At 41.7% G+C, this 391-nt stretch carries 1 pseudogene; it reads right to left on the bottom strand.

The window, feature by feature from the left end:
• Nucleotides 1-158 (bottom strand): annotated as a pseudogene (locus KKC1_RS17515) (DDE transposase); the annotation flags it as partial.
• Nucleotides 159-391: the final 233 nt, after the last annotated feature.

The following is a 391-nucleotide window of genomic DNA, read 5'->3' as shown; positions in this document are numbered from 1 at the left end:
ATCGGATAATCATTCCGACCCTTCCCGCGTTTGCGCTCCAGTTTGCGCATTAATTCTTCATCAGGTAGGTTGCGGAGAACTATTACCAGCCGTTCTAAATCTCCCAGTTTTTCGATTTCCCGCCACCCAAAAAGTTGTGGTTGTGGTATAATAGCCATAAGGGAAACCTCCTTTTGTTTCTTTTTTGGGTCTTTAAGAAAATTCTCCGTAAAAAGGAGGTTTCCCCTTCTTATCTCTTTGATTTTTCTTCGCTTCGCTTTTTGTTTCTACTTTTCCCTCTAATTTCTTCCCTTGGGGTCAATATTGCCTATTTAACGCCCGCCCATTTCTAAAACTCGCTCAAATCCTGGATTGTGTTGGGGTAAGATGTTTTGTTTGATACCCTAAAACG

This window comes from Calderihabitans maritimus (assembly GCF_002207765.1).
Lineage (GTDB): Bacteria > Bacillota > KKC1 > Calderihabitantales > Calderihabitantaceae > Calderihabitans > Calderihabitans maritimus.
This window is presented reverse-complemented; position numbering and strand designations above follow the sequence as displayed.